This is a genomic window from Pedobacter humicola, from assembly GCF_056490705.1.
Map to the genome: position 1 here is coordinate 1 of NZ_JBWJIG010000012.1, position 19736 is coordinate 19736.

Consider the following 19736-nt stretch of genomic DNA (forward strand, 5'->3'; position numbering starts at 1 on the left):
AGAGAGAAGCCATTTTGACTTCTCTCTTTTTTATGCTTTACTTTATTAAACCTTAGTTCTATTCTCTGAACTTCGCTTCAACTGTGCATTAATGCGTTCCAATACATCGTAAATATCAAAAGGTTTACTGATATAATCATCAGCAAATGCATCAATAGCTTTTTGTTCGCTGTTGTTCTGCGCAGACATTACAATAATCGGGATGTGTTTGGTAAAAATATCGGTCTTCAAATCTTCGCAGATTTCTGCTCCGTTTCCATCTGGCAACATCACGTCAAGTAAGAAAAGATCAGGCATGGCATCCTGTATATTCTTCTTTAATTCTGCAAATGATGAAGAAAGCTGAAGTTCAAAACCCTCTTCCTTTAACAGAATTTCAATAACGTTTCTGATCTCCTGATCATCTTCTAAAATGTGTATTCGCTTTTTTTCCATGTTCAAATTATAATGTTTGGGATGTACCGTTAGCGTGGAATTCGCTACACGATAGTAACAGTAACACCTAAACTCTCTAAATGTTTAACAATTTGTTCAGAAATTCCTTTATCAGTAATAATATGATCAATTTCTTCCAATCCGCATATCTTTCCAAAACCTCTTTTACCGAATTTTGTAGAATCGGCCAGTACAATTGTTTTTTGCGATGCACCGATCATTTTACGGTTTAAATGTGCTTCCATTGCGTTTGTAGTAGTTAATCCAAAATCAAGATCAATTCCATCAACTCCCAAAAACAGCTTGTTAAAGTAAAAATCCTGCAGTACCTGTTCGGCATAAGCGCCCATTACCGACGAAGAACTTTTTCTCAATAAGCCACCCAATTGTATCACTTCTATGCTAGGCTCACGCATTAACTCCAAAGCTACATTCAATGCAGAAGTTACTACTGTTAAATTAGATGCTGGTGCGATATTCTTTGCGAAATAAAGTACTGTGGTGCCCGATGCGATCACAATAGAATCGTTATCGTTTAATAATGCCGCCGCTGCGATACCTATTTTATTCTTTTCGGTAGATTGTATCTTTTCTTTTTCATTAACGGGCCGGTCTACTGTATAAGGATTGTTTACTGTAGCACCACCATGTGTTCTAAACAGCAGGCTTTTCTCTTCCAGTAGTTTTAAGTCCTTTCTTATGGTTACAGACGACACTTTCAATTCCTTACATAAATCAACCACATTTATGTACTGATCACGTTGCAGGCGACTTAAAATAAACTGGTGCCTCTCAGCCAAATTCATCATAGTATATTTAATTAGCGTGCTGCAAATTAGCAATAAAAACATTCTTTAAAATATTTTAAACAAATAATTAATAAATTTTTAACATGCATATTATATTATTTCGATTATGATTTCTTATAATTGCGTATTGTTTCGTTTTATTACCTTTATAGTCAAATGAAAAGATTACATCAATCATATATAGCAGAAAACATCAATTGGGACTTGATTATCATTGGCGGAGGCGCGACAGGCTTGGGCACTGCATTGGATGCAGCAAGCAGAGGCTTTAAAACTTTATTGGTCGAACAATCTGATTATGCAAAAGGAACATCGAGCCGCAGTACGAAACTGGTACATGGCGGCGTGCGTTATCTGGCCCAAGGCGATATTGGCCTGGTTAGGCATGCACTCAGGGAGCGTGGATTGCTACAGCAAAATGCCAGTCATTTGGTGAACAAAGAAGAATTTCTGATTCCCTGTTACAATTGGTTCTCTATTGTAAAATATTTAACCGGACTTACCCTATATGATTGGCTGGCAGGAAAATACAGTTTTGGCAAATCTAAATATTTCTCAAAAAAGGAGACATTGGCCATGATGCCCGGCATTAAAGAAAAAGGTTTAAAAGGAAGTATCAGGTACTATGATGGAAAATTTGATGATGCCCGTTTAGCAATCAATATTGCGCAAACGGCAATCGAAAAAGGCGCATCATTGTTAAACTATACAAAGGTTACCGGCTTATTAAAAAGCGGAGAAACCGTTACAGGAATTGAAACAGAAGATGTGATCACCGGTTTAACCGCTAAATACACAGGCAAAGTGATCATCAATGCCACAGGGGTTTTTGTTGATGATATTTTACAGATGAATAACCCAAATTCCAAAAAGATGGTACGCCCAAGCCAGGGTGTGCATGTGGTTCTGGATAAAAGCTTTTTGAATAGTGAATCGGCCTTAATGATCCCGAAAACATCTGATGGCCGTGTCTTATTTGCCGTTCCATGGCATGAGCATTTACTTGTAGGCACAACCGATACCCCCTTGGATGAACACAGTCTCGAACCCAGGGCTTTAAAGGAAGAAGTAGATTTTATTATGGGCACCGCGGCCAGTTATTTTAAGCGCAAACCGCTGGAAAAAGATATACTAAGTGTTTTCTCTGGCCTCCGCCCCCTGGCCGCCCCAACAAACGGCGACGGGAATAGTACAAAAGAAATTAGCAGAGACCATAAACTGATGGTTTCGGCCCAAGGCTTAATTACCATAACTGGTGGCAAATGGACAACCTATCGCCGCATGGCCGAAGAAACTGTGAATTTAGCCATTACACATGCCGGTTTGGAACCGAAAGCATGCGTAACCCAAAATTTAAGCATCCATGGCAGCCTGGCCACTGGCGGAGAACACCATTTGGATATTTACGGATCAGACCGCAGTAAAATTGAAGCTTTAATTGCACAAGATCCAGGTCTGGGCCAAAAATTAATTCCCTCTTTTCCTTATACGGAAGCCGAAGTGCTTTGGTCTGCACGCAATGAAATGGCCGAAACCGTAGAAGACATTTTAAGCAGAAGATTGCGGATATTGTTTATTGATGCCAAAGCTGCAAAAGACATGGCGCCAAAAGTAGCCTCCCTCCTGGCCAAAGAATTATCGGCAGATAAAAACTGGGAAAGTAATCAAATTGAAACTTTTAATAAATTAGCCGATGGTTATATTTATCATTCACCAATAAAATAACCGAAGCAGCTTTAGCCTACTAACCAAATTCTTAATTATGAGTAAATACATCTTGTCTATCGATCAGGGAACCACAAGTTCGAGAGCCATTATTTTTAATCACAATGGCGAAATCGTAGCCATCGCACAGCGCGAATTCACACAGATTTATCCCAAAGCCGGTTGGGTAGAGCACGATCCAATGGAAATCTGGTCAACACAGTTGGCCGTGGTAACCGAAGTAATTGTTAAGGCAGGTCTAACGGTAAGCGATATTACGGCGATTGGCATTACCAATCAGCGCGAAACCACGGTAGTGTGGGACAAAGAAACGGGTCAACCGATCTACAATGCCATTGTTTGGCAAGACAGACGTACATCTGCCTATTGTGATGAAATCAAAGCACAGGGATTGGCGCCGAAAATACAGAAAAAAACAGGATTGATCATCGATTCTTATTTCTCGGCAACCAAAGCCAGGTGGATTTTAGAAAATGTAGCAGGTGCAAGAGAAAAAGCTGAAGCTGGTAAACTGGCCTTTGGCACCATTGATACTTGGCTGATCTGGAAATTAACGGCCGGAGAAAAACATGTCACCGATGTAACCAATGCCTCCAGAACCATGTTATACAACATCCACACTTTACGTTGGGATGAAGAATTGCTCGAATTGTTCTCCATTCCTAAAAGTATGCTTCCAGAGGTAAAGTCATCAAGCGAAGTTTACGGAGAAACCGCCGGCAGGATATTGGCCGCAAAAATTCCAATTGCAGGTATTGCCGGAGATCAGCAATCGGCCCTGTTCGGACAGATGTGCACCGAAATCGGCATGGTTAAAAACACTTACGGAACAGGTTGTTTTATGCTGATGAATATCGGATCAAAACCAAAAATTTCAGCCAATAATCTATTAACCACCATCGCCTGGCAGATCAAGGGTGAAGTAAATTATGCCTTGGAAGGCAGTATTTTTATAGGCGGTGCGGTTGTACAATGGTTAAGAGATGAGATGGGATTGATTTCCAAATCTGCAGATGTTGAAACTTTGGCTAAAAAGGTAAAAGATACCGATGGTGTGTATGTGGTGCCTGCTTTTGCCGGTTTAGGTGCTCCCCATTGGGATCAGCATGCCCGCGGTACCATTACTGGCCTGACCAGAGGAACAAACAAATCGCACATTGCGAGGGCTGCCTTAGAAAGTATTGCCTACCAAACCATGGATGTATTAAAAGCCATGGAGGCTGATGCAGGTGTAAGCATTGCCGAACTCCGTGTAGATGGCGGTGCCACGGCTAACGACCTGTTGATGCAGTTTCAGGCCGACCTTTTAAACTGTAAAGTAATCAGACCGGAAGTTACAGAAGTTACGGCCATTGGGGCTGCATATCTGGCCGGATTGGCCACTGGTTTCTGGGAAAGCATCGATCAGATCCGCTCACAGTGGAAGATGAGCAGAACTTTTATTGCGGAAGAAGGGATTGACAACACCGACAGGATAAAAGGCTGGAACAGGGCCATTAGAGCTGCCAGGGTAAATGCAGAAGATTAATTAGCTAAATTTTAAACAGATCTGAATTTTATTACGATGAATGTATATCTCGCAGAATTTATTGGAACAGCACTGATGATTCTTTTAGGGAATGGTGTGGTGGCGAATGTAGTGCTTAAGGGCACAAAAGGCAATAGCAGTGGTTGGATAGTGATTACCACCGCCTGGGCACTGGCCGTATTTGTAGGTGTTGTTGTGGCTGGCCCCTATAGCGGCGCACACTTAAACCCGATTGTAACCCTGGGTTTAGCCATTGGCAAGGGATTTAGCTGGGGTTTGGTGCCCTTTTATATCATTGCACAGCTGGCTGGCGCCATGACGGGTTCTTTTTTGGTTTGGGTGGTGTATAAAGATCACTTCGATGCCACCGAAGATCCTGGCTTAAAGGCTGCTCCTTTTGCAACTGCCCCAGCCATCAGGAATAAGGTATCGAATTTAGCTTCAGAAATTATAGGCACCTTTGTTTTAATATTTGTAATCTTTTACTTTACAGATGCCAGCATGGGCACAAAAGAAACGGTTACCCCAATTGGTTTAGGCTCAATGGGCGCTATCCCGGTGGCATTTTTAGTATGGGTAATTGGTTTGGCCTTAGGCGGAACAACAGGATACGCCATTAACCCGGCACGGGATCTGGGTCCACGGATTGTTCATTTTTTAATCCCGATGAAAGGCAAAGGAAACAGCGATTGGGGCTATGCATGGATCCCGATTGTTGGACCGATTATCGGATCTACATTGGCGGCCATTGTTTTTTTATTGATCAGTAAGTAGCATCTGAATTCTCAACTTTATAGGCGTTTAGCTGAAAAGCTGATAACTCTTTTATCGTGATTATAGTTGTGTAGTCAGGTGTTACCATTTGACTATAAATAAATCTGAATTTATCAAAATGAGAGTTGAAAGGTACTTATTCAGTGTCAGATGGTGACATCTGACACCACTACACGATTACTGAAACGCAGCTCTACCTACCTGTTCATCACCTAAATACACCCAAATGGCACCTTTCATGTATTTAGTGAAGGAATCTTTCATATCCTGCAAAGTTACCTTGTTGAAATTGGCTACCATATCGTCAATTATGGTATAACTACTTAACACTTCTGCCTCACCCAAATCACTTACAATTGAACTGGCACTTTCCTGATGCCTGTAATACCGATCGCGATGATCCTTCTTTAAGGCTTCGAGGTAGCGCTCACTGTATTTCCCTTCCCTAATGTTATTGTAAACCGTAATCATGGCCTTAAATGCTTTTTTAGGTTGGGTAGTACTTACAAACATCGATGTATATGGAATTTGCTGTGTTTTAATGGTTGCACCAGGTGCGTAAGATAAACCTTGTTTGGTTCTCAATTCATAATTCATACTTCCGCTTAAAGCATTAATGGTTAATACAAAAGCGTAGTAGTCGGCACTGCTCATGGTAGGCGCATTCATAATGCAACTCATATAATTGGTGGCGATATCTCTTTGCTCCACTACCAGATGTTCGCCGGTAAGCATTTTACGGTCGTAAACCGGTGGTGTATACGGTTTTTCTTTAAGTGCTGCAAAAGACGCTTGTATTTTCTTTTCCAGCGCTTCTTTGGAAATGTTACCTGCTACTACCAGAAACATTTTATTTTTATTCAATAGCTCGTTATGATAATAATTGCTTATTATTTCTGCTGTAAAACCGCCAACAGTTTTACTTGTACCTAAGGGGTTGATGCTATAAGGAGAATCTTTAAACATACTTTCCATACTCATCTGCTCTACCCTTGTTTCAGGATCAGATTGGCTATGGTAAATTGCAGTGATCATACGGTCTTTAGTCGTCTGAAATTCTGTTTTATCAAATGCAGGATTTACAACCGCATCAGAAAAGAGTTTCCAGCCCTGATCGAGATATTTTGAAATGCAATCCATACTGATCGTGCCATAATCGGTTGTAGATGAACCCGAAATTTCTATACCATATTCATCTGCCAGTTCCTGATAATCAACAACACTATAGTTTTTAGTGCCACAGGTAGCTGCTGCAGCCAGGGCTAAATTTTCTATTCCGGCCCTTTCGGCATCATAATTCATTACCCCACCCCTAAAAAACATGCTCATACTTACGGTTTCTTTCTGGGTAGATTTCAAAATCACCTTTAAACCATTAACGTCAAAAGAAATGGCTTTGGTTTGGGCATTGGCATAATGGAAAAATAAAATGAAGTTGATTAAAAATATGAACTTTTTCATGGAGCGCTAGGTTATAAGTTTGATTTAAAAAATGTTTCTGGCTTCACCTCTTTCATACTTGTTTTATCCATCATCAAGCCGGCACAATAGGGTTTGTCTTTAATATACTTGCGTACATAATCGAGTAAATCTTTACGGGTTACTTTATTTACGTTTTCTTCGTAATGGGTATAATAATCAATCGATGCCGAAGCCCACCAGAATGAAAGTAAATGCGCATAATCAGAAGTCACCTCTCTCCTTCCCACCTGTTCGATAGAGAGTAAACGTTTGGCTCTTTCGATCTGCAGATCAGACAAATAATCTTCATTGGCCCAAAGCGAAATCTGTTTCAGTACTTCCTGATAACACTCATTTATTTTAGCAGGATTTGGGCTCACCATTAAACTAATGGGGCCGGTATATTTTTGCGTGTAATAGTTTACATCCGCCTGTTGAGCCAGGCCGGAATTAATCAGCGCCTGTTTCATTTTAGATCCGTTCTGGTTTACAATAAACGAAAAAACATCTGCAGCATAAGTAGCCGGAACGTCGTTTCGGGTATCGGGACCATGCCAGCTAAAAAGCATATAAGGCACCGGGCTTTTATTAGATTCAACAAAATAATAATCGTTTTTTACAAGCGGTTTAAATTCCGGAATAGGCCATTTGGTGAAAGGATCAACCGGTGATCTTTTCCAGCTGCCAAAAATAGAATTTACATTTGCAAAGGCCTCGTCTACTTTTACATCACCGGCAATTACCAACACGGCATTGTTCGGCCAGTAATATTTATTTTTAATAGAATCCATTTTTGATGGTGTTGCCGACAGAATAACCTCATGACTACCGATTACATTTTTCCGGGAGTAATTAGCCCCCCACATATGCCTCGAATTGGCTTCTATCAAGGCAAAAACCGGACTTGATTCATGTCTTGTAAATTCGGCATTAACCACTTCATTTTCTAAAGCCATATCCTCTTTGATAAATTTCGGATAGCGGATAGAAGAATTCATCAAACTCAATCCAGGTTTTAAATTGGCCGCAGGAAGCGTAAAAAAGTAATTCACCACTTCTTCCCTTGTTGTGGCATTTGAGTTGATATCCAGATCATTCATTCTTGTATTTAAACGCTCGTAATCGGGATAATCCTTATTTGCCTTAAAAAATAGGTGTTCATATAAATGGCTTAAACCGTTATATTCGTCTGTTTCGGTAAAAGACCCATTTCTACAGGCCATTTCGATGGTAACCAAGGGTACCGTACGGTCTACTACAACCAATACTTCCAAACCGTTATCCAGTTTTTTGAAATGCATATTGTCACTAAGCTTTTCCTGAGCAAAAGCAGCACCATAGTACATTAAACAGGCCATGAAGCAAAATAATCGAGAGCGCATAGATGAATTAAATTTAGACAGCAAATACGCTCAAATCTTTCACTTTAACAAATAATATTTTCTTTTATTGTAAAATCATTTTTAGAATGGGTTCTCGTTTCAGGAACATAAATTACAGTTTATCATCCCTAATTAATTATCTTTGGAATACGGTCATTCTTATAACAGATACATTTACCTAATCTTCTAAAATTGCAAGAATATTTCCTGGTTGTTGATACCGAAACATCTGGTTTACCCAAAAGCTGGTCTGCTCCCTATTCTGAGGAAAAGAACTGGCCATATATCGTCCAGATTGCCTGGATCATTTACGATAAATCCCATCAGGAAATCAAAAGAGAAAACCACTATATCAAGAATACAGATTTTACTATCGACAAAGCCGCGTTAAAAATCCATAAAATTACACCCGAATATCTTCAAACCCATGGGGAGGATAAAAAAGAAGTCATGTTAAAGTTTGCCAACGATATTGAAAAGTACGAGCCATTAATCATCGGACATTTTATCGAACTCGATTATCACATGGTGAATGTAGAATTATACCGGATCAGCAAAGAAAACATTTTTAAAAATCTTGTTTTTTTCTGTACCATGAAAGCAAGCTCACCCTATATCACCAATACGGTAATCAGTCATTTAAAACTGGATAAGTTTTACACCATCTTATTTAATGAAATACCCGAAAATATACATAGTGCATTGTCTGACGCTTTAAATACCGCAAAGATTTTCTTTCACCTTTTAGAAACAGATAAAATAAGCTTAACTTCAGTTTACCATCAGGAACATGCTTTCAACATAGAAAAGAAGAAGAAAAAAGGATTTTCGTTTAAAAGAATTTTACAGGGATTTTTTAATGGAAGATAAATTAGCAGATCAGATTTATACTGCCCGCATCGGCGACATTACTTTCAAGAAAATAGTAAGTTGTTCACCAGGCACACCCATTTTTGAAGCCGCCATTAAAATGGCAGAACAAAAAACCAGTTGCCTTTTTATTAAAAATGAAGACGACATCTATCTGGGTTTTGTAACTGATATTACCTTAAGAGATCAGGTGATCGCCAAACAATTGGATGCCAGCCTGCCTATTGATGGGATAATGGATACCCATATCGTCACCATCACTCCTGAAGCTTACGTATATGAGGCGATATTGATGATGTTCAGCAAAAAATCGCGTTATTTACTCGTCAACGACCATGGCAATTATGTTGGCTTTCTGAGCAGGAACCGGCTTTTAAGCGAGCAGGCAGAATCTCCTTTGGTTTTTATCCAATCGGTTAAATCGGCGGTAAATACAGGCGATTTGAAACTGAAATGGCAAAAGGTGCCAAATATCGTAGCACAGTTACTGGCCAGAGGCGTACATTCAAAAATTGTAAACGAAGTAGTAACGACTATTGCAGACACCATTTCTTTTAAAATCATCGAAGATGTAATTGCAAAGCTGGGTCCCCCACCTGCGAAATTTGTTTTTATGGTTTTGGGTAGCGAAGGCCGGAAGGAACTGAGCCTTAAAACCGATCAGGACAATGCCATTATCTACGAAGATACTTCCGAAGATAATAGAGCTGGCGTACGTGCCTACTTTCTTGATCTGGCCACACAGGTTTCTGATAAATTAAACTTTGTGGGTTTTGTATACTGTGATGGCGATTATATGGCCACCAATCCAAACTGGACCCATTCACTATCACACTGGAAATACAATTATAAAAACTGGATAGAAGAAGCTTTACCCGAAGCAGCTGTAAAGTTTGCTGCATTTTTCGATTGCAGGGCCATCTTTGGCGATTTGGCCATCATGGAAAGTTTAAGGTCGTTTGTTGATGAGGAACTGCAAAAGCCTATAGAAAAATTCTATGTATACCTGGCCAAAAATGCCTTGCTCTATGAGCCACCACTCACCTACTTCAGAAACATCAGAACCCAAAAAATCCATAAAAAGGAGGTCTTCGACATTAAAACGGCTATGACGCCAATTGTAGACCTGGCCAGGGTATACGCATTACAAAACCGGATTTTTCAAAAGGAAAATACAGGCGAACGTTTAAAAGCGCTGAAAGAACTGGGGGTTTTTAGCGAGGAGCAATTTAACGAACTCTCACAATCGTATTATTACCTGATGGGCTTGCGTTTAAAACACCAGGCCAATCTGATTATCAATGATCAGGCCGCACCAAACAACTTCATCGAAATTGATGCTTTAACCAAAATTGAAAAGGTAACCCTGATCGAAATCTTTAAAATTATCCAGAACTTTCAAAGCGGCATCCGCATGAAGTTTACCAACAGCTTAGGTTAAATTATCATTAATTCTTCTCTTTTGACATTGTTATTGGTGGCAAACTTTAATACCTTTAAGTAATTCTTATTGACCAGATTAATTAATATAGCTAACCAATATATTTAAATTAAAAATCAGACCCATGGGAAAATTTGTAATTACGAAAAGATCAAACGGAGAATTTCAGTTTAATCTAAAAGCCGGTAATGGCCAGACTATTTTAACGAGTGAAGGTTATTCATCCAAATCTGGTTGCGAAAATGGCATCGAATCTGTCAAGAAAAATGCAGCTGATGATTCAAGGTTCGAAAAGAAAACCTCAGCCAATGGAAAGCATCATTTCAGCTTAAAGGCGAGTAATGGTCAAATTATCGGTTCAAGTGAAATGTATGAAAGTACTGCTGCCAGAGACAATGGCATCGAATCGGTTAAAAAGAATGCAGCAATCGCCGACACTGACGATCAAAGTTAGTGATATCCGCCCAATGGAATTAAAAAACGTTTTCTTTCATCCAACCATCAATGACGGGTTTCAATAAAAAGCCTGCCATTGATGGTCACTTCACCGCTCAATTTTTTTCAGGGAATAATCTTAAACCCTGGATACCGGAACCGCGACACGCTTCAATAAAAAAACAACTTCCTGGTAAAAGTTCACCCCTAGCGGTTCAGTTTCGAAATGAACCTATTTTTAATCCATGCATGATCAATTATTAAAAAAGCACGGCCAAAAATTTTGTTTAACATTTAGGGTTGAGACGGAGCTGTGACCATAGCGCCCCAACAAAATCCGTAGCAAATCTGTAGATATTGTCTTTTAATAGTCAATCATTTCTACAACAATCTGCTCTTCTCCGCTATTATACTGATGAGTTTATACACCATTCATAATATTTATAGCCTTATCAGGCAATTTCTCTCCCAGAGCATAATATCCAGTTTGTAAACATCCATCTACTCCCAAATAAAAAGGCTAACACAAAGCAGGCAAACGTTTGCGTGTAGTATTATTAATTTCCATCCACATAAAGCTTTAAAGGTTTAAAACACAATCATAAACGCTTTGTAAACTGACATTTTGAATTTCTATAAGGCAATTTAAAACAAACGTTTGCGCGGTTTTTAGTTGGTTTTAATGAATTGCATGTTTGTAACTTAAGGATTAGAATCACGAAAAAATCTTTTTCTATTCAGGTTTTGAAGAGCGGACAGGACGGCTAAATGATGATGGTGACTTCAATATCTCATCAGGATTAAAGACAAGTGGCTGAGATCAGCAAATATAACACGGCAGTATTAACCAATTGCAATATGATCAACCCTAACCCTAAAATTGTCTTATGAAAAAAAACAGTCTACTTTTAACAGGCCTGGTCTCTGCCTGTTTGTTTGTTCTATCCTGTAAAAAGGTCGAAACGCTAAAAACAGAAGAGAAAACGCCTACAATTAACCAAAAACTGGCCACCACCAACATCATCACCCAAAGCAGGAATGTAAACATTGTGTACTTTGTGCCTAACGATCTCGATACCCTTGCGGGTTACAGAAAAAGATTGAGCGATCTTTTGTTGTGGACCCAGGATTGGTACAAACAGGAAATGAACCGTAATGGTTATGGCAATAAAACCTTTGGCCTGGCAGACGACGGTGCGGGTGGCGTAAAAATCCTCACCATTAGGGGAACTTTGCCAAAAGCCAGCTATCCCTACTCGGGAGGTAACGGTGCAGTTGCCAGCGAAGTAAACGCTTATTTTGCTGCCCACCCGGCAGATAAAACCAGCGATCATACCTTGATTATTATCCCACGGTACTCCATCGGCTCAAATGGCACACCGAGTGGTGGTCCGTTTTATGGTACCGGCCGCTGGTGTTATGCCCTGGATTACGAAGAAATGGATATCGCCAACCTGGGTTTAAGCACCGATGTGGGCAACCGGTTTAGTGTTTGGTTTGGGGGCATGGTACATGAGCTTGGCCATGGATTAAATTTACCCCATAACAGACAAAAAGTTTCTGAAAACTCAACGCTTGGTATGGCCTTAATGTGGGCGGGTAATGGAACTTTAGGTAAAAGTCCTACCTTTTTAACAGCAGCCGATGCCGCTATTTTAAATACCAATCAGGTTTTTAATAACAATTCGAATACCTACTATGGTGCCGTAACCAGCAATATCAATAAGATATATGCCAGCTATTCGAGCACATTGGCATCGATAGTGGTGTCTGGAAAATTCACCTCAACCGGTAATGTAACCAGTATTCTATACTATAACGATCCGAATGTAAATAATGAAGGGACAGGTGTAAATCACGATTACAATGCCATTACATGGGAATCGAAAAAGATTGGCACCGATAGTTTCAGGGTGGTGATGCCCATTGCAGATCTGCAGGAAAAAGCCGATGGTATCCCTTACGAGCTAAAGGTTAAACTGGTGCATGATAATGGAACGGTAACCGAGCAGATTTATTCCTATACTTTTTCGGGAGGTTTACCTGTATTGACTTTCTCTACCAAAAACGAGCTCAGCAAAACGGGCTGGAGCGTGGCTTCGTTTAGCTCAGAAGAAACCAGTGGCGAAGGCGCTACCAACGGCAGGGCCGCCAGGTTAATCGATGGTAATGCAAGCACCTATTGGCACTCGCGCTGGAGCAGTTCGGCAACCAGTTACCCGCATACAATGGTGATCAATTTGGGTGCTTCAAAAACCGCTACAGGTTTAAGTTTAACACAACGTAGTGGTTTGAGCAGGGCCGTAAAAAACTTCCAGCTGCTCACCAGTACTGATGGCGTAAACTTTACTTCGGTTAACAATTATGTGGCTCAAAATGTAAATGGTGCACAGTACTTTGATTTTGGCAGTACCAAAACCTTCCAGTATTTTAAAGTGATTTTAAACTCGGCTCAGGATGGTTTACAATTTGCCAGCTTGGCGGAATTGGGATTGTATTAGAAATTCAAAAATCCAACAACAAAAAAAAGGTCCCGATTTGCATCGGGACCTTTTTTAAATATGATTATCGCCTAAGCGAGAATTTCTATTTTACTGCATCAATTACAGCTTTGAAAGCTTCAGGATGATTCATTGCTAAATCAGCCAATACTTTACGGTTTAAACCGATTTCTTTTGAAGCTAGTTTACCGATCAATTGAGAGTAAGAAATACCGTGTTGACGTGCACCAGCGTTGATACGTTGGATCCACAATCCGCGGAATTCTCTTTTCTTAACTTTACGGTCACGGTATGCATATTGCAAACCTTTTTCTACTGTGTTTTTAGCAACAGTATAAACCTTACTTCTTGCTCCCCAATAGCCTTTGGCTAGGTTAAGGATTTTCTTTCTTCTTCTTCTCGAAGCTACTGCGTTTACCGAACGTGGCATGTTGTTGTTGTTTTTTGGCAAGCGGCGTTCCGTTTATCGGAAACTTAAAGCCTGATACCTGGTGAAATTAATAAATTACTTTCCGATGCAAAGCATACGTTTTACGTTACCCATATCAGCATCAGATACGATACTTGTTTGACCTAGGGCACGTTTACGTTTAGTACTCATCTTGGTTAAGATGTGACTTTTGTATGCGTTGTTTCTTTTGATTTTACCTGTCCCAGTAAGCGAAAAACGCTTTTTAGCACTGGAATTGGTTTTCATTTTTGGCATAACCTGTTTTTTAATTTATAAACCTATTTTTATTTTTTTGCTACTTTAGGCGCAACTGTCAGGAACATCCGTTTACCCTCTAACTTAGGTAATAACTCTACTTTTCCTACATCTTCCAAAGCCTGGGCAAATTTTAACAATAAAATCTCTCCCTGTTCCTTGTAAACAATTGCTCTACCTTTAAAATGCACGTAAGCCCTAACCTTCTCACCGTTCTCTAAAAAGCTTACTGCATGCTTCAATTTAAACTGGAAATCGTGATCGTTGGTATTCGGACCGAAACGGATCTCCTTAATTACAGTTTGTTTAGCATTGGATTTAATTTCCTTTTGCTTTTTCTTTTGTTCGTAAACAAATTTACTGTAATCGATAATTCTACAAACCGGTGGTACGGCATTTGGAGAAATCTCTACCAAATCCAGTTCCAGTTCATCAGCAAGCGCCAAAGCTTTTGCCAAAGGATAAATCCCCGGTTCAACATTATCGCCAGCTAAACGCACTTCGGGCGATTTGATATACTGATTAATGTTATGCTCTGCTTCTTTTTTCTTAAAAGGTGGACGTGGTCCCCTGTTAAATCCTGGTCTTCCTAATGCCAAATTTGTACTATTTAATTTAAACTGTTATTTCTTTTCTTAATAAATTGTTGAACTCTTCCAAGGTCATTTCGCCCAAATCTCCCTCACCGTGCTTACGGACAGAAACTTTCTCTTCTGCCATTTCCTTATCACCGATAATGAGCATGTATGGGATCTTTTTAACTTCCGAATCGCGTATTTTGCGCCCGATTTTCTCGTCACGAAAGTCAATCAGCCCGCGAATATCGGAATTATTTAGTTCATCTAAAACTTTTTTTGCATATTCTTCATATTTTTCTGAAATCGGAAGAATAATAAACTGCTCCGGACTTAACCATAAAGGGAAGTTTCCGGCGCAATGTTCGATCAAAACGGCAATAAATCTTTCCAGTGAACCAAAGGGTGCACGGTGGATCATTACTGGTCGGTGTTTCTGGTTATCGCTACCGGTATATTCAAGTTCGAAACGTTCAGGTAAGTTATAATCCACCTGAATAGTACCCAACTGCCATTTCCTACCCAAAGCATCTTTCACCATAAAATCGAGCTTAGGACCATAGAAAGCGGCTTCGCCATACTCAATTACGGTATTTAAGCCCTTTTCTGCAGCTGCCTCAATAATCGCATTTTCAGACAACCGCCAGTTCTCATCCGACCCAATATATTTCGATTTATTATCCGGATCTCTTAACGAAATTTGAGCAGTATAACTATCAAAACCTAAAGATTTAAATACATAAAGCACCAAATCGATCACTTTTTTAAACTCCTCTTTCACTTGTTCCGGCATACAGAATAAGTGGGCATCATCTTGAGTAAAGCCACGTACACGGGTTAAACCATGCAACTCGCCGCTTTGTTCGTAACGGTATACGGTACCGAACTCTGCAAAACGAACCGGAAGATCTTTGTATGAACGTGGTTTTGTTTTGTAAATTTCACAGTGGTGCGGACAATTCATCGGTTTTAAGAAGAACTCCTCTCCTTCTTGTGGTGTTTTAATCGGCTGGAATGAATCCTTTCCGTATTTCTCCCAGTGACCAGAAGTTACATATAAGTTTTTATGGCCAATGTGCGGAGTAACCACCTGTTCATAGCCAGCTTTTGCCTGTGCCTTAGTTAAAAAATTAACCAAACGTTCGCGCAAAGCAGTTCCTTTAGGCAACCATAAAGGTAAACCCATTCCTACTTTTTCTGAGAAGGCAAATAACTCCAGCTCTTTTCCCAGTTTACGGTGATCGCGTTTTTTAGCTTCTTCGATCATCAACAGATATTCTGTAAGCTCGCTCGCCTTAGGAAAAGTTACACCATAAATACGGGTCAACTGTTTTTTGGTTTCATCCCCACGCCAGTAGGCACCTGCCACATTCATCAGTTTTACGGCTTTAACAAAACCAGTATTCGGAATGTGTGGACCACGGCATAAATCGGTAAATGAACCTTGGGTATAGAAGGTAATTTTACCATCTTCCAGGCCATCAATCAGATCCAGTTTGTACTCATCGCCTTTTTCAGTGAAGTATTTTACGGCATCCGCTTTGCTTACGCTTTCGCGTACAAAAGTTTCCTTTTGTTTAGCCAGCTCGATCATTTTGGTTTCGATGGCTTTGAAATCATCGGACGAAAATTCGCGGTCGCCAAAGTCTACATCGTAATAAAAACCAGTTTCGATAGCCGGGCCGATACCAAATTTGGTACCTGGATACAGTGCTTCCAAAGCTTCAGCCATTAAGTGAGCGGATGAATGCCAAAAAGTTGATTTTCCGGCAGTGTCATTCCAGGTCAATAATTTTACTGATGAATCAGATTCGATCGGTCTTGTTGAATCCCAAACCTCGCCATTAACCTCTGCGGCTAATACGTTACGGGCTAAGCCCTCAGAAATTGACAATGCAATTTGATGGGCAGAAGTGCCCTTTTCATACTGACGGACAGAACCGTCAGGTAAAGTAATGTTAATCATCTACAACTATGATTTAAATTTTAAATAAAAAAGTTTTAAAGATCACTTACAATGTGATTTTATTTTGTGCAAAGATACGAATTTTATCCCGCTATTTAACATTAGCGCTTAAGATTCTACTTCGGTTGCAGTCCTACTTCCTCTAAATAAGCTTTTTGTATAGCCAGTAACTGATCAGGATAGCTGTTCAGTTTTTCGTACTTGGTGTTGAGCTGATCATGGTATTTCCGCTTTTCATCCACGGTTTTTACATTTAGCATTTCCTTTGCTGTTTTACCATAGTCATTTATCGCAGTGAGGTATTGTACTACACCTTCATTAAATTTTGCGGCTGCTTTAGTCGGTTTTAAACGAGCGATATCGATAAGGTCATTTTTTGAATTGTTGATCAGATTATCAGCCTTGTGTGAAAGTAAAATAGAGTCAGGAAAGCCTTTTGCATATACCTTTGATGTATCTTTAAAAACACTGTCGGTTTCGTCAATCTGCTTCATCTGGCTTAAAAAAATGGAAGTTACCTTTTCGTTATAAGCATAATCATCAGTGTTTGTACAACTCAACAGCAAGCCTAGTGAAGCGCAAAATAAAATGATCTTTAAGAATTTCATATGCTATTATCGTTTAAAAATTTTTGTTTCAGGTATTTACGCAAAGGAATATCTACAAACTTCATGATCAGATAAGCCAAAACAATTAAAAGAATTACCGACACCGGTATAACCAGGCATAGGGTCGACATGGTTGGTTTAACCACGGCAACATAAGTGAGGAACACCCATACAAATGGATAATGTGTCATATACAAGGGATACGAAATATCTCCTGATAGTTTGCAGATATTTTTTGATCCCGGGTTTAATGTTGTACCTGCACCTAAAGCTACCAACAGCGGGAAATAAAACAGCACAATGATCGGTTCGGTTATCCAGTTGTATGCATCGGCATAGGGAAACAGAAAAGCTATAAGCAAGAGCACGATCATGCCCAGGAAGCCCAGTTTGTTTTTGATGATCCAGTTGAAACGGTAAACCAGCATTCCGGCAGAGAACGAGTAAAGCACCCTTATTCCGCCATCCCAGAAATTTTGTCCACCCCAGCCACCACCTAAATTGGCATTGGCACCCCTCAAGGCTACGTAACAGATACCTGCTGCCCCAATCAAAACCAAGGCAATCAGTATTTTTTTATTCAATCTGTAAAGCACCAGAATATAAAAAATGTTGGCAACATATTCCCAAAACAGCGACCAGGCTGGTGCGTTTAAGCAAAATAGGTTGGTATAACGCTCCGGCATTATTGGATACGGGATTAAAAAAGCAGATGTTAGAAATAATAAAGCAGTTTTCCCGAAGCCGTAAACCGGATAAAAATCACTAAACGGATCAAATAGAAATGTGACTAAGCCTAAAATTGAACCAATTACAACCAGTGGGTGCAAACGGATCAATCTCAGTTTAAAGAATTGGGTCAATCCGATATTTGCCGCACGGTTATCGTACGCATAGGCAATTACAAAGCCAGACAAACAGAAAAAGAAATCAACCGCCAAAAAGCCATGAGAAAGAAAATTCTTGTTGTAATCAGTAATCGCGATTTCCATGAAATGGTATATCACCACTACAATGGCAGCTACGCCCCTCAGTCCATCTAAAATTTCGAAATGTTGTTTTGTCGTTAATAGGTTCGTCTTGTTTTCCGTTCTTATCACTTTGGTCAGATTATAATAAGCCTCAATAATAGTTATTCTTGATTTAGATGCAAAAACTAAAGCCGACCTTTTCAAAAATGATACAAAAAAAACCCTGAAAGCGTAAGCGTTCAGGGCTGACAGTATGTAAAAACAACTGATTAATTCATTCCAAATGATCTGATCTGGCCACCGCCACCTCCAGGTCTGTTTTGTCTAAAACGTTTCATCATGTTATCCATTTTAGTTTTGTATTCTTCCGCGGTGATCAGTTTAGCTTTTTTAGGTGCAGTTACATCTTTTGAACTCACGTTTCTATACTCAATGCTTTTGGCAATCGAGCTGTTACCCCTACCTTCGATAGCCAGAACGGCACCTTCGGTCCACATATTTGGGTTTGGAGAAAAATCGAAGCCCAAATCTTTGGTATACCAGATTTTGGTTTCTTCCACTACGTTTTTATCCATATCCAAAATTTTAATCGCTCTTGTCGATCTTACAATCGCCTGGTGACAGGTATAACCGATAATCTGTTTTGTCGAATCTGTTTTAACCACTTCAATGGTTGGAGCCGGAGCTGGTTTTGCCTTCGTAGTATCGTTTGGATTTCCACCACCCATTCTAAATGAGCCGATCGGACCCGATGTAGCCAAAGTTAATTTACTGGGCATATAATAAGTGGTATCATTCAGGTCGAAAACCTCTGTAAGTCCCTTATCTGCAAAAGTGTAGTAGTATTCTCTGTTACCGCCACCACCGCCAAAGCGCATCATCATACGACCCATGCCGCCACCACCGCCACCTGCTCCGTTACTGTCTTCAGTTTCTTCAACCGGCATATAACTGGCGTTGGTTGCTGTAAATAATAACTCAAAGTTGGTTTTACTCGATGAAGGCATTCTGGCTTTCATCTGATCGGTTAATTGTATACCGCTCGCCGAAGCCATAGCCGCAGGATCGATTGTGTTTTCGAATTGTATTGCTCCAGAAGTCTTTTTTTGTGCATTTGCAACAGATGCAATTGACATTACCCCCAATAAAGCGATGAATATTTTTTTCATTATGATTTTGTTTTGTTGTTTAGATACGAAAGCCTTAAAAAGGTTTAACAAAGATATTCCAGATTGTAACGCAAAACCTGTTAAAATGTGTTAAAGATTATGCTAGAATTCTTTAAACGTTGGTTTAGGCATAAAAGTAATTTAAATTTTACAATCGGATCGTGCTTTTTCAGTGTCCTGGTAGCAATTTTAAATCTTGATGTTCATTTTTTTTGGAAAGCAATGCCTGTGCTTGTTCGGTTGCTACAGTCCCGCCCTTTGCTTAATCCCGATAAATGTATTTTAAATTAAAATTGATTTCCAAATCGGGATAACGCTGTCGGTCGGGTTTATTGTACCCTTGTTAGTACAACTATTTCAGGCACCTAAACCCCTGGCTG

General features: G+C 39.8%; 18 protein-coding genes. 7 read left to right on the top strand and 11 right to left on the bottom strand.

Features of this window, described 5'->3' with window-relative positions:
* Positions 1-45: 45 nt before the first annotated feature.
* Both AC04Q1_RS17955 and AC04Q1_RS17960 read right to left on the bottom strand, forming a co-directional pair.
* Complete coding sequence (locus AC04Q1_RS17955; protein ID WP_025144721.1) at positions 46-435, bottom strand: response regulator transcription factor; 390 nt, start codon at positions 433-435, stop codon at positions 46-48.
* 44 nt (positions 436-479) lie between these two features.
* The gene (locus tag AC04Q1_RS17960; RefSeq protein ID WP_478365952.1) at positions 480-1244 is read right to left on the bottom strand and encodes a DeoR/GlpR family DNA-binding transcription regulator; all 765 of its coding nucleotides are present in this window, start codon (positions 1242-1244) and stop codon (positions 480-482) included.
* Positions 1245-1400: 156 nt separating this feature from the next.
* Here AC04Q1_RS17960 and AC04Q1_RS17965 point away from each other — a divergent pair, with 156 nt between their 5' ends.
* The 3 genes from AC04Q1_RS17965 to AC04Q1_RS17975 are packed head-to-tail and all read left to right on the top strand — an operon-like array spanning position 1401 to position 5271.
* Positions 1401-2969 (top strand): glycerol-3-phosphate dehydrogenase/oxidase, encoded by a 1569-nt coding sequence (locus AC04Q1_RS17965; protein ID WP_478365953.1) that lies wholly within the window; start codon positions 1401-1403, stop codon positions 2967-2969.
* Positions 2970-3006: 37 nt separating this feature from the next.
* Positions 3007-4497 carry a glycerol kinase GlpK gene (glpK, locus tag AC04Q1_RS17970; RefSeq protein ID WP_478365954.1) on the top strand — a complete coding sequence of 497 codons (1491 nt, stop codon included), beginning with the start codon at positions 3007-3009 and terminating at the stop codon, positions 4495-4497.
* Between the two features lie 36 nt (positions 4498-4533).
* A complete protein-coding gene (locus tag AC04Q1_RS17975) occupies positions 4534-5271 on the top strand; it encodes an MIP/aquaporin family protein (RefSeq protein WP_478365955.1) in 738 nt (245 codons plus the stop codon).
* A gap of 177 nt (positions 5272-5448) precedes the next feature.
* Here AC04Q1_RS17975 and AC04Q1_RS17980 read toward each other — a convergent pair whose 3' ends face one another.
* Positions 5449-6732 carry a M16 family metallopeptidase gene (locus AC04Q1_RS17980; RefSeq protein ID WP_478365956.1) on the bottom strand — a complete coding sequence of 428 codons (1284 nt, stop codon included), beginning with the start codon at positions 6730-6732 and terminating at the stop codon, positions 5449-5451.
* Positions 6733-6743: 11 nt separating this feature from the next.
* The gene (locus AC04Q1_RS17985) at positions 6744-8090 is read right to left on the bottom strand and encodes a M16 family metallopeptidase (protein ID WP_478365957.1); all 1347 of its coding nucleotides are present in this window, start codon (positions 8088-8090) and stop codon (positions 6744-6746) included.
* 216 nt (positions 8091-8306) lie between these two features.
* Between AC04Q1_RS17985 and AC04Q1_RS17990 the strand changes: the two genes are divergently transcribed.
* From AC04Q1_RS17990 to AC04Q1_RS18005, 4 genes are all read left to right on the top strand, one after another.
* Positions 8307-8984, top strand: a complete 678-nt coding sequence (locus AC04Q1_RS17990) for a 3'-5' exonuclease (protein ID WP_478365958.1) — start codon at positions 8307-8309, stop codon at positions 8982-8984.
* Positions 8974-10425, top strand: a complete 1452-nt coding sequence (locus AC04Q1_RS17995; RefSeq protein ID WP_478365959.1) for a DUF294 nucleotidyltransferase-like domain-containing protein — start codon at positions 8974-8976, stop codon at positions 10423-10425. The genes AC04Q1_RS17990 and AC04Q1_RS17995 overlap by 11 nt, the downstream gene beginning before the upstream one ends.
* A 124-nt stretch (positions 10426-10549) precedes the next feature.
* On the top strand, positions 10550-10879 hold the full coding sequence (locus tag AC04Q1_RS18000; protein ID WP_478365960.1) for a YegP family protein: 330 nt from the start codon (positions 10550-10552) through the stop codon (positions 10877-10879).
* Between the two features lie 868 nt (positions 10880-11747).
* The gene (locus tag AC04Q1_RS18005; RefSeq protein WP_478365961.1) at positions 11748-13361 is read left to right on the top strand and encodes a discoidin domain-containing protein; all 1614 of its coding nucleotides are present in this window, start codon (positions 11748-11750) and stop codon (positions 13359-13361) included.
* An 85-nt stretch (positions 13362-13446) separates the two neighbouring features.
* Here the strand turns inward: AC04Q1_RS18005 and rplT are convergent, their stop codons facing one another.
* The 7 genes from rplT to AC04Q1_RS18040 all read right to left on the bottom strand — a co-directional run bounded on the left by rplT (position 13447) and on the right by AC04Q1_RS18040 (position 19356).
* Positions 13447-13791: a 50S ribosomal protein L20 gene (rplT, locus tag AC04Q1_RS18010; RefSeq protein WP_025144714.1), complete on the bottom strand. Its 345-nt coding sequence runs from the start codon at positions 13789-13791 to the stop codon at positions 13447-13449.
* A 75-nt stretch (positions 13792-13866) separates the two neighbouring features.
* Positions 13867-14067, bottom strand: coding sequence for a 50S ribosomal protein L35 (gene rpmI / locus AC04Q1_RS18015; RefSeq protein ID WP_108198956.1), 201 nt, complete (start codon positions 14065-14067; stop codon positions 13867-13869).
* A gap of 29 nt (positions 14068-14096) precedes the next feature.
* The gene (infC, locus tag AC04Q1_RS18020) at positions 14097-14666 is read right to left on the bottom strand and encodes a translation initiation factor IF-3 (RefSeq protein ID WP_056872808.1); all 570 of its coding nucleotides are present in this window, start codon (positions 14664-14666) and stop codon (positions 14097-14099) included.
* A gap of 16 nt (positions 14667-14682) precedes the next feature.
* Positions 14683-16608, bottom strand: coding sequence for a threonine--tRNA ligase (gene thrS / locus AC04Q1_RS18025; RefSeq protein WP_478365962.1), 1926 nt, complete (start codon positions 16606-16608; stop codon positions 14683-14685).
* A gap of 116 nt (positions 16609-16724) precedes the next feature.
* On the bottom strand, positions 16725-17216 hold the full coding sequence (locus AC04Q1_RS18030) for a hypothetical protein (RefSeq protein WP_478365963.1): 492 nt from the start codon (positions 17214-17216) through the stop codon (positions 16725-16727).
* Entirely contained in the window at positions 17213-18316 is a 1104-nt protein-coding gene (locus tag AC04Q1_RS18035; RefSeq protein WP_478365964.1) for an acyltransferase family protein, read from the bottom strand. Before AC04Q1_RS18035 ends, AC04Q1_RS18030 begins: the two co-directional genes overlap by 4 nt.
* A gap of 140 nt (positions 18317-18456) precedes the next feature.
* The gene (locus AC04Q1_RS18040) at positions 18457-19356 is read right to left on the bottom strand and encodes a hypothetical protein (RefSeq protein ID WP_478365965.1); all 900 of its coding nucleotides are present in this window, start codon (positions 19354-19356) and stop codon (positions 18457-18459) included.
* Positions 19357-19736: the final 380 nt, after the last annotated feature.

Excerpts from the sequence above, each read along its gene's own strand:
- glpK (WP_478365954.1), top strand. The coding sequence starts at position 3,007 with ATGAGTAAATACATCTTGTCTATCGATCAGGGAACCACAAGTTCGAGA.
- AC04Q1_RS17995 (WP_478365959.1), top strand. The coding sequence starts at position 8,974 with ATGGAAGATAAATTAGCAGATCAGATTTATACTGCCCGCATCGGCGAC.
- AC04Q1_RS17960 (WP_478365952.1), bottom strand. The coding sequence starts at position 1,244 with ATGATGAATTTGGCTGAGAGGCACCAGTTTATTTTAAGTCGCCTGCAA.
- AC04Q1_RS18000 (WP_478365960.1), top strand. The coding sequence starts at position 10,550 with ATGGGAAAATTTGTAATTACGAAAAGATCAAACGGAGAATTTCAGTTT.
- AC04Q1_RS17985 (WP_478365957.1), bottom strand. The coding sequence starts at position 8,090 with ATGGCCTGTTTAATGTACTATGGTGCTGCTTTTGCTCAGGAAAAGCTT.
- rplT (WP_025144714.1), bottom strand. The coding sequence starts at position 13,791 with ATGCCACGTTCGGTAAACGCAGTAGCTTCGAGAAGAAGAAGAAAGAAA.
- AC04Q1_RS17975 (WP_478365955.1), top strand. The coding sequence starts at position 4,534 with ATGAATGTATATCTCGCAGAATTTATTGGAACAGCACTGATGATTCTT.
- AC04Q1_RS18030 (WP_478365963.1), bottom strand. The coding sequence starts at position 17,216 with ATGAAATTCTTAAAGATCATTTTATTTTGCGCTTCACTAGGCTTGCTG.
- AC04Q1_RS17955 (WP_025144721.1), bottom strand. The coding sequence starts at position 435 with ATGGAAAAAAAGCGAATACACATTTTAGAAGATGATCAGGAGATCAGA.
- thrS (WP_478365962.1), bottom strand. The coding sequence starts at position 16,608 with ATGATTAACATTACTTTACCTGACGGTTCTGTCCGTCAGTATGAAAAG.
- AC04Q1_RS18040 (WP_478365965.1), bottom strand. The coding sequence starts at position 19,356 with ATGAAAAAAATATTCATCGCTTTATTGGGGGTAATGTCAATTGCATCT.
- rpmI (WP_108198956.1), bottom strand. The coding sequence starts at position 14,067 with ATGCCAAAAATGAAAACCAATTCCAGTGCTAAAAAGCGTTTTTCGCTT.
- AC04Q1_RS17965 (WP_478365953.1), top strand. The coding sequence starts at position 1,401 with ATGAAAAGATTACATCAATCATATATAGCAGAAAACATCAATTGGGAC.
- AC04Q1_RS17980 (WP_478365956.1), bottom strand. The coding sequence starts at position 6,732 with ATGAAAAAGTTCATATTTTTAATCAACTTCATTTTATTTTTCCATTAT.
- AC04Q1_RS18005 (WP_478365961.1), top strand. The coding sequence starts at position 11,748 with ATGAAAAAAAACAGTCTACTTTTAACAGGCCTGGTCTCTGCCTGTTTG.